General features: G+C 67.0%; 5 protein-coding genes. 1 reads left to right on the plus strand and 4 read right to left on the minus strand.

All coding sequences use genetic code 11. The features are described from left to right. The 4 genes from ACE3S9_RS12325 to ACE3S9_RS12340 form a co-directional block, all read right to left on the minus strand. On the minus strand, nucleotides 1-1,842 hold a 1,842-nt coding region (locus ACE3S9_RS12325; RefSeq protein WP_374546757.1), incomplete at its 3' end, for a valine--tRNA ligase. Nucleotides 1,843-2,108: 266 nt separating this feature from the next. Further along, nucleotides 2,109-3,173 (minus strand): PopZ family protein, encoded by a 1,065-nt coding sequence (locus ACE3S9_RS12330; protein WP_374546759.1) that lies wholly within the window; start codon nucleotides 3,171-3,173, stop codon nucleotides 2,109-2,111. Nucleotides 3,174-3,372: 199 nt separating this feature from the next. After that, nucleotides 3,373-4,761 carry a TolC family outer membrane protein gene (locus ACE3S9_RS12335; RefSeq protein WP_374546760.1) on the minus strand — a complete coding sequence of 463 codons (1,389 nt, stop codon included), beginning with the start codon at nucleotides 4,759-4,761 and terminating at the stop codon, nucleotides 3,373-3,375. 221 nt (nucleotides 4,762-4,982) lie between these two features. Beyond that, nucleotides 4,983-5,627, minus strand: a complete 645-nt coding sequence (locus ACE3S9_RS12340) for a protein-L-isoaspartate O-methyltransferase (protein ID WP_374546761.1) — start codon at nucleotides 5,625-5,627, stop codon at nucleotides 4,983-4,985. Nucleotides 5,628-5,879: 252 nt separating this feature from the next. On the opposite strand from ACE3S9_RS12340, the gene ACE3S9_RS12345 reads away from it, so the two are divergent. Then, entirely contained in the window at nucleotides 5,880-6,446 is a 567-nt protein-coding gene (locus tag ACE3S9_RS12345; RefSeq protein ID WP_374546763.1) for a DUF4337 family protein, read from the plus strand. Nucleotides 6,447-6,704: the final 258 nt, after the last annotated feature.

Consider the following 6,704-nt stretch of genomic DNA (forward strand, 5'->3'; position numbering starts at 1 on the left):
GCGGTTGGTCGCCAGCTTGATGTCGCGCCCCTGCGCCGCCATGGCGGCCAAAGTGAAGCGCAAGGCGTCGGCGCCGTAAGTGTCGATCAGTTGCAAGGGATCGATCACGTTCCCCTTGGACTTCGACATTTTCGCGCCCTTCTCGTCGCGCACCAGCGCGTGGAGATAGACGTGGCGGAAAGGGACCTTGTTCTGGAACTGCAGCCCGAACATCATCATGCGGGCGACCCAGAAGAAGATGATGTCGAAGCCGGTGACCAGCACGTCGGTCGGATAGCGCGCCGCGAGGTCGTTGTCCTCCTCCGGCCAGCCGAGCGTGGACATCGGCCACAGGCCGGACGAGAACCAGGTATCGAGCACGTCGTCGTCGCGGACCAGCAGGTCCGCCGCCTTGTCCGGGTCATTGGCGATGGCCTCGGCCTCGGCGTCGCTGTAGATCTCGCGGGTCACGGCGTCGGCCAAGGCGTCGGCCAGCGCCTCCTCCTCGGTCTCGGCGACATAGACCGCGCCCCACGGCGCGTACCAGGCCGGAATCTGATGGCCCCACCAGAGCTGGCGCGAGATGCACCAGGGCTGGATGTTCTCCAGCCAGTCGAAAAAGGTCTTTTCCCAGTTCTTCGGCACGAAGGTCGTTTCGCCGGAGCGCACCGCCGCCAGCGCCGGGCCGGCGAGCGCCTTGGCGTCGACATACCATTGGTCGGTCAGCCAGGGCTCGATCACCACGCCGGAACGGTCGCCGTGCGGCACCTGATGTTCGTGGTTCTCGATGGTCGCGATCAGGCCGCGCGCCTCCATCGCCGCGATCACCGCCTTGCGGGCCTCCTCGCGCGACAGACCATGCAGGCTGTCGAGCGTCTCGGACAGATCGTCGTTCTCGATCACACCCTGCAAAAAGGCTTCGTTCTCGCGGATGAGAATGCGCGCCTCGGCGTCGAGAATATTGATCAGCGGCAGCCTGTGGCGGGACCCGACCTCGAAATCGTTGAAATCATGGGCCGGCGTGATCTTCACCGCGCCGGAGCCCTTCTCGGGATCGGAATAGGAATCCGCCACGATGGGGATCAGGCGGCCGACCAAAGGCAGGCGCACGAAGCGGCCGTGCAGATGCAGATAACGCTCATCCTCGGGATGCACCGCGACCGCCGTATCGCCCAGCATGGTTTCGGGGCGCGTCGTCGCCACGGTGATGAATTCGTCCGTCGCATTGCCGTTTTCATCGGCCAGCGGATAGTTGAAATGCCAGAGCGAGCCCTTGACGTTCTGCGAGATCACCTCGATGTCCGACACCGCCGTCAGCAGTTTGGGGTCCCAATTGACGAGGCGCTTGTCCTTGTAGATCAGGTTGGCGCGATAAAGCTCGACAAAGGCCTTCAGCACCGCCTTGGACGAGCCCGGATCCATGGTGAAGCGCTCGCGCGACCAGTCGCAGGAGGCGCCGAGGCGCTTGAGCTGGTTGACGATGGCGCCGCCCGATTCCGCCTTCCACGCCCAGACCTTTTCGAGAAAGGCCTCGCGGCCGAGATCGCGGCGGCCCGGTTCTCCGGCCGCCGCAAGACGGCGCTCGACCACCATCTGGGTTGCGATGCCGGCATGATCCGTGCCCGGCTGCCACAGCACATTCTTTCCGCGCATGCGCTCGAAGCGGCAGAGAATGTCCTGCAAGGTGTTGTTGAGCGCATGGCCCATATGCAGCGAGCCAGTGACGTTCGGCGGCGGAATCACCACGGTGAACGGCGTCGCGCTGACGCGTTCGGGCCGGTCGGCGCGAAAGGCGCCCGCCGCCTCCCATTCGGCCGCAATGCGGCTTTCCACGGCGGCGGGGTCGAAAGTCTTTTCCATCATGGGTTGCGAACCGATTTCGGGCGGGAGCGATTTGCCCGCACAAAAACCGAGCAAAGCCCGCAAGTCAATGAACTTGGCGCGGCGGCGACGGAAATGGAAGAAAACGAAGCGCGCGCGCTCCTTCTCCCCTTGCGGGAGAAGGTGGTCCGAAGGACCGGATGAGGGGGAGTCTCAGGCGTTGGCTCTGGCGGACGCCAAAAGCTCGGGGGCTTACGCGCTTCCTTCTTACGCCCGCTCGCTCTGGCGGACGCCAACCGTTCGCGGGCCTATGGCCTCCCGCGCGCGATCCGCTCGATTTCTGCGCGCACGAGGCGTTCGACCACGACCGGAAGATTGTCGTCCAGCCAGGATTTGAGCATGGGCCTGAGCATTTCGCGCGCCAGCCGTTCGATCATTTCCGGATCGCGCAGCATCAGGCTTTCGGCGAGCGCCTCGAACGAGGCCCCGATGCGGGCGCCGCTGGCGGACGAGAGCAAAGGCGGCTCCGCCTCGCGGATCGCGACGGGATCGGCCGGCGGCGGCGCGGCCACCCGTTTCGCGGACGGGCGGTCGGCCGGCGTTTCGCTGCTCGCCGCCGGGACCGGCGGCGGCGCGACCGGCGCGCGTTGGGCGGCGGGCGCGGCTTTGAGCCGCGCCTCGGCGAGGCTGGAGACCGTCGGGTTCAAGGGCACAACCGACGCGCCCTGCCCTTCCTCGCCCTTCGGGGCCTCGGCAGGCTGCTGCTGAACGGCCTTCGGCGGCGCGGCGGGTTCGGGCGCCGGGGCCTCGACCACGGCCTGGGCCGGCGCGGTCGTCATGGCGACGGCTTCGGCCACCGCCTCTTCCAGCGTCTGCGCCGGATCGACGCCCGGCGCCGCCTCGACGCTTTTGGCGACGGCTTCGGGCGCCTCCGCCGGGCGCGCGGCCGAATCGACCGGCGCCGGACGGAGGTTGAGCGGCTCCACGGGCGCGAAATCCCGCAGTTTGAGCGCGGGCGCTCTCAGCGCTTCGGATTTAGTGGGTTCAGACTTGGGCGGTTCAGATTTGGGCGCTTCGAACTTGGCCGTTTCGAACTTGGGCGCTTCGAACTTGGGCGCTTCGGGCGCCGGCGCCGGCACGGGGCGCGGGGCCGGCGGCCGAAAGGCGGTGGCGGCGGGTCGTTCCGGCGCCGAGGCCGCCTCGCCGCCGCGGAACAGCCGCTGGCCAAGGCCGAGCAAGGCGTCGGCCGAGGAAGCGGCCGGCGGCGGAGGAGGCGGCGCCGGCTGCGCCGCGGCCGCCCGCGCGGAACGGCTCAGCGGCAGCGCGTCGTCATCGGCGATGATGCGGCGGATCGAGGCGAGAATGTCGTCCATCGACGGCTCTTGAGGCGCCTCTTGCGCAGCCTTCTGGGTCGACGGGGAACTGGACTGGGACGGGCCGTTCGATGCGGTCATGACTTTGGACGCTCGAATGCGAATCGGGAAGATTCAGACTGCGCTTCGACGCCCGGCGGCGCAAGACGCCGCAAGGCTTCGCGCGGCGCAGCGCACCGCTTTTTTACACGCGTCCGGCCTAGCGACCGTCCGGCGTGCTCAGGCCGAAGAAGCGGTTCTTGGTCGCGTCGTAATGGTGATTCGGATCGTAGGCCATCACGCCAAGGCCGAGATTCGCGGCCGTCAGCCGGCCGATCGCGGCCATGACGTTGTAAGAGAAGACGACGCGATCGCGCTGCGCCTGAACGAGTTGCACGCGCGCATTGAGCAGCGCCTGTTCCTGGTTGAGGACGTCGAGCGTGGTGCGCTGGCCGACCTTGGCCTCCTCGCGCACGCCGGTCAACGCGATTTCCGCCGCCCTGACCGCCGCCTGGAAGGAGGCGATGGTGGCGCGAGCCGATTGCAGGGCGTTCCAGGTCGTGATGACTTCGGACCGGACCTGATAACGGGCGGCTTCCACCGCGAGACGCGCCTGGCCCAGCTTTTCCTTGGACTGGCGCACAGCGGCATATTCCGAGCCGCCCTGATAGATCGGCACGTTCAGCACGCCGACCACCGAGGCGGTATAGAGGCCATAGCCCGGATAGCCGGAGGTGTCGTTCGAATTCTGCACCTGGGCTTGGACGCCGAGCTGCGGCAGCAGCGCGCCTTCATTGACCTTGACCTGGTCTTCGGCGACATCGACCTGATGCAGGGCCCCGATAACGCTTGGATTCTGCGTGAGCCCGGTGGCGACCGCCAGATCGAGTGTGGCCGGAAGCAGCTTTTCGATCGGCTGGGCCGGCTGCAATTGCTTGGGCTCGACCCCGATCACGCGACGGAAATTGGCGATGCTCGCCTGAAGATTGGCTTCGGCGACGGAAACATCCGCCGTGCCGCTCGCCAGCGAGGATTCCGCCTGGGCGACGTCGGTGCGGGTGACTTCGCCGACCTGGAAGCGGTCGCGCGTCTGCTGCAACTGAACCTGCAGCACCTTGACGTTGTTGCGGCGTAGGCCGAGCACGGCCGTGTCGCGCAGCACGTCCATGTAATAGGTCGCGCCCTGCTGCAGCGTCGTGATTTCCTGGCCGCGCAGGGATTCGCGCGCCGCCAGCACGCCGGATTCGGCCGCATCCACGCCGTTGGCCGTGCGCATGCCGTCGAACAGGGTCTGCGTCACCGTCACCGTGCCCGATGTGGGATTGGCGGTGAATTTCTGGTCGCTGCCGTTCTGCCCGAACGTATTGGTCGAGCGCGAGAATTGGCGGCCATAGGTGCCCTGGGCGTTGGCCTTCGGCAGCCAACCCGCCTTGGCCTGCGGGACGGTTTCGTCCTGGGCGCGCACCGCGGCGCGCGCCTGGTTGACGTCCGGATTGTTGCTGTAAGCGCGGGAGAGCGCGCCGGACATCGTTTCCGCGGCGGCCGGATGACATCCGAGCGCGACAGTCGCGAGCAGCAAACCGACAATCGAGGAAGGCCGCAAGTTCATGATCCTCACATCACGCCCGGTTGGCGGCAGATGCCGCGGCAGACGAGGCGGCGGGCCCGGCGAAGGAACCCGCATGATTAATCCAGAAATGAAGGAAGTAAACTTCCACGTCAACCGCATGCCGGGCCTGAAAACAGGCGGAGCGCCAATCGAGACGTCGATTTCTGCAAATATTCGGAGACTGCGTTCCAAATGTCACAGCGCGGCGCCCGGCGTCCGGCTCAGAAGACGAATTCGGGCGGCTTGGCGAAAGCCGCGAGCGCGCCGGCCGAGGCGTCGAACAAAGCGCGCGGGCTGAAGGCGCCGCCGGCCGCCGCGCGCTGGTACAGCATCGCCTTGCCCATGCGCGCGCCCGTGCGCTCCGAGACAATGGCGAGCAGGCGGCCACGGTCTGCGACCTGGCCGAACAGCGGGCCGAACTCGCCCTGGCTGACGCCATCGACAATGACGACGTCGAACGGCGCCTCAGCCGGCGCGCCCAGCGCCAACGGACCGGCAACCGATTTGGCGTTGCCGAGCCCGAGGGTTTCGAAATTGGCCTTGGCGCGCGCCGCAAAGGCCTCGTCATCGTCCAGGCTGACGACCGAGCCGACCAGCCCGGCGACCAGAGCGGCGGCATAGCCGGTGGCCCCGGCGACGACCAGCGCGCGCTCGCCCTCGCGCAGGCGCGCCTCCTTGAGCAGGCGGGCGAGAATCAGCGGCGCGGTCAATTCGCGCGGCGGCTGGCTCGCGAGGGTCAGGCGGGCGTCGGAATAGGCCAGGCTGGCGAGCGTCGGATCGACGAAAATCTCGCGCGGAACGTCCTTCATCCGCGCCTGGACGCCGAGATCCGTCACGTCGAACGTGCGAATCTGGCGCTCGACCATGGTCTCCCGAAGCGCCGCGGTTGACGCAAACTGTTGATTTTGCATAGCTCGCCCGTCAAGAAGCCGGCGGGAGCGGCTAAGCCGCGGCCCTGCCCTGTCTGTCGACTTTATAAGCGTCGCCCCCGGTCCTGTCCACTTGGCCGAGGGGCGGAGGCGCTGCCTGGCCGAGGGACGGAGGCGGCGCCGGATCGCCTTTGCCGCACGTCGACGCAAGGCTTATTGTCGCGTCAAAGCCGGCTCAGGGAGGCCCCGTTGGACGAATCGCCAACTGAACATTTCGAACATGCAGAGCACGCCGAACATGTCGCCCTCCTAGGGGACCGCCGCCTGACCATGGTGTCCATCACCATCGCCCTGCTGGCGGTGCTGGCGGCGGCGGTCGGCAGCCTGGAGACGATCGAAACCGCAGCCACCATCGGCGCCAAGAACCATGCCGTGCTACTCCAGGCCAAGGCCAGCGACGCCTGGTCCTATTACCAGGCCAAGAGCATGAAGCAGAATCTCTATGCGGCGCTGTCGGAGACCGCGGGGCCGAAAAGCCAGGATTTCGCGGACAAGGCGCGGCGCTACGCCGAGGAGCAGAAGACGATCGAAGCGCAGGCGCGCGATCTCGAGAGCCGGTCCGAGGCGGCGCTCGAAACCAGCGAGACGCATGAGCGCCGCCATCATATCCTGACCGTGGCCGTGACCCTGCTTCATATCGCCATAGCGATCGCGACCATCGCCATCATCCTGCGCGGCATGTTATGGCCGTGGCGCGCGGCGATCGGCCTGGGCGCGGCGGGCGCGATCGCGGCCGCCGCGGCCTATCTGGCCTGAATTATGGCGGCCTCCGCAAAAAGGTCATGATTCGGCGTCAAGGAAGCGGCGAATTGTCTTTCAAGGGCGGCGGACGACTGGAATCGGCCGCCGCTCCCGTTTATGGTCGCGGGTTCAAACATCCGCGCGGCGAAAAGAGCGTTCATGGCCGAAAAGGTTTTCGAGCTTCACCTGATCAAGCCCTCGCACTACGACGACGAGGGCTATGTCATCCAATGGTATCGCTCCGCCATTCCCTCCAACAGCCTCGCGGCGCTG

The sequence above is a fragment of the Rhodoblastus sp. genome (assembly GCF_041915505.1).
Taxonomy (GTDB): domain Bacteria; phylum Pseudomonadota; class Alphaproteobacteria; order Rhizobiales; family Beijerinckiaceae; genus Rhodoblastus.